This window comes from Desulfovibrio sp. 1214_IL3152, from assembly GCF_036763055.1.
Taxonomy (GTDB): Bacteria; Desulfobacterota; Desulfovibrionia; order Desulfovibrionales; family Desulfovibrionaceae; genus Desulfovibrio.
Genome location: NZ_JBAIYW010000383.1, coordinates 1 through 2,725, shown reverse-complemented (window position 1 = coordinate 2,725; position 2,725 = coordinate 1). Strand labels below are relative to the sequence as shown.

The window sequence follows — 2,725 nt, the reverse complement described above, 5'->3', positions numbered from 1 at the left end:
GCTCATTTGCTTGAATCTGTTCGGCAAGGATTCTCTGGAAGAACTTCTGAATCCGCGAAGACGAAAAACTATAAACACCTATAGTTATAGCCTGTTAGCTATGGGTGCTTAACCGGACAACATTGATGTCATAATGTGTTTCCAGTGCCATGCGTACGGCTTCGCGGCCGTTCTGGGCAAGGTCGCATTCAATGTTGAGGTGGCGCAGCATGGCTCTGGCTATTTCCTGGTTGACCTCGTTGTCTTCCACCAGAAGAATCCTGGTGTTTCCGGCATTTTGCAGGGGCGGAACGCCATGCGTATCATCGCCGGCCTCACAGTAGACATTGCGTGCGGGGGTGCATGGCATGTGCAGGTGAAAACGCGAGCCTTCGCCAAGCCTGCTTTCGCACCACAGCCTGCCCTGCATAAGTTCCGCGATGCGCTTGCATATGCTCAGCCCCAGACCCGTGCCGCCAAAGCGGCGGCTGATACTTGAGTTGGCCTGCGTGTAGGGATCAAAAAGGTGCTGCTGGTACTCGTCGCTAATGCCCATGCCCGTATCTGAAACCTCAAAGTGCAGCCAGTCGCCATCGTTGTTCTGTTCCCGGCGGATGTGCAGTCCCACCCTGCCCCTGGCAGTGAACTTGACCGCATTGCTCATGAGGTTGAGCAGCACCTGTTTGAGGCGCAGGCTGTCGCCCCAGAGTTTGAGGGGCACATCGTCTTCCAGGTGGCAATGGTATTCAAGCCCTTTCTGCTCCATGGCAAAACGCACGGATGTATGAACAAAATCCAGCACTTCCTCAAGCATAAAATTGACGTTTTCCAGTTCCATCTTGTTGGCTTCGATTTTTGAAAGATCGAGCACATCGTTGATGATGGCGAGCAGGTTTGTGGAGGAGGATCGGATTTTCAGCAGGTATTCCTTGAGTTCTCCTTCCGGGCCGCTCTGCAGGGCCAGATGGGTGAGGCCGATGATGCCGTTGAGGGGAGTGCGGATCTCGTGACTCATATGGGCCAGAAATTCTGTTTTGGCCTGAGAGGCAATGACCGCTGACTGTTTTTCGTGCCGGGTACGCAGTATGTCGGTGATGTCCGTGCTGATGGAAAGCCGCACGGGCCTGTCATTGTCCCATTTGATAACCTTGTCCACCACGGTGTACGTGCGGCTGGTGACCTCATTCTGGTACGTCCACTGATAGGGCTCGCCCGAATGCCGAATGATGGGATTGGTGCAATAGGGGCAGGGGCTGTCCCGGCCCATAAGCCTTTTGTGGCAGCTGTCCTCTTCGGGATTTTGCGATGCGGGAAATGTTTCTGCGATGCTTTTATTAGAAAAAAGAATTTTGTTTGTTTCCATGTCCACAATGCAGACGGGATTGGGGAATGCGTCAAGGATGTCGCGAAGCTGTTTGTGCTTTTGCCGCAGCTTGCCGTAAAGGCTAAAGTGGGTGAGCACCATAGCCATGATGTTGCTTAAAAGATGGCATATGCTTTCATCGTCCTGTGACCAGCCCTGATCGGGAATGCGCCTGGTCAGGCAGATGCCGCCGCACAGCCCGCCTTCGTGGACAATGGGAATGCACATGGCGGCCTTGACCTGCCGCGCGAGGAAAAAGTCTTTTTGTGGCCCCTCGGGCAGCTGCCCGGTATCAGAAACGCAAAACTCTTTGCGCTGCAAAAAGATATCCAGCAGGGGGGTCATGTCTTCCAGTGTCGGCAGGGGCAGCGTGCAGGCCGCGCTGGGTACGGAGCTTGTCCACACAAACGGCTCGCCCCAGCTGTTGTTGGCGTATTCCAGAAGAATCACCTGCCCGCAGTGCAGGGTTTCGCCCATGCTGGCGAGGCTGGCGCGCAAAAAAGGGGCCTTGCTGTAATGCAGGAGTGCGGAACTGGAGATTTCCAACGCCAGAATCATTGGGCTGACGCCGGGACCGTCTGGGGCCTTGCTGTGAACTGGCATGCGGCACTCCGTAAGGGTTAAGTATTTCCAGCGGCCTTTGTCTGATAAAACAGTTGCCGTCCGTGAAAAATAAAATCACCTGGCAGCGGCGCCGGAAAAATCTGGCCTGCGGCGTACCGTTTACGGCAGAGCCATACTTTTTGCCTTGCGTCAAGCAAAAAAAGTATACGCAGCAAGCGGTTACGGTAAAATAGGAACTAAAGAGCCAGCATACCCGGATAAAGCAATATGTGTCAATGAAAAGGGTACGATAGAGAGAATGGTCGCTCAGCTTGGAGTCCAGAGCCTGACCAGGGTGCGGCTCTGTTCTTCTCTTTTTTCCTGTTCAAGCAGGCGCAGTTTTTCAATCAGGTCAGCGGCCTTTTCGTGAAGCCGGGGCAGGTCGTCCTCGTTTGCGATTACCAGATCGCAGGCCGCCATTTTACGGGCTTCGGGCCACTGCCATTCCTCAAGGGCGGCCATTTTTTCCTGACTCCAGCCCCTGTTTTTCGCCGTGCGCGCGCTGCGCAGGGAGAGGGGACAATGCACACCCACACTGAACGGCGCAGGGTTGAACACCTTTTGCCAGCCGCATTCGAAATAGAGGGGAATTTCGGCCGCGGCCAGGGCCGCTCCTTTGCTTTCCTGCTGTTGCCAGAAGTCATCAATGCGCTGCCGGGTCAGGGCATGGACAGTCTGTTCCACATCACGCCGCAGAACGGGGTCTTTCTGCATGGCGGCCATGAGGGCCGTTCTGTTCACAGCGCCCCCGGTGGTGAGCAGGCCGCCGCGCAGGCGGTC

The 2,725-nt window shown here is 55.3% G+C and carries 2 protein-coding genes; both read right to left on the bottom strand.

Annotation, left to right across the window (positions count from 1 at the left end):
* Nucleotides 1-94 precede the first annotated feature (94 nt).
* Nucleotides 95-1,945, bottom strand: a complete 1,851-nt coding sequence (locus V6C07_RS08310) for a hybrid sensor histidine kinase/response regulator (RefSeq protein WP_333535924.1) — start codon at nt 1,943-1,945, stop codon at nt 95-97.
* Between the two features lie 267 nt (nt 1,946-2,212).
* The coding region (locus V6C07_RS08305) for a dephospho-CoA kinase (protein WP_333535923.1) at nt 2,213-2,725 on the bottom strand (513 nt) is incomplete at its 5' end.

Excerpts from the sequence above, each read along its gene's own strand:
- V6C07_RS08310 (WP_333535924.1), bottom strand. The coding sequence starts at position 1,945 with ATGCCAGTTCACAGCAAGGCCCCAGACGGTCCCGGCGTCAGCCCAATG.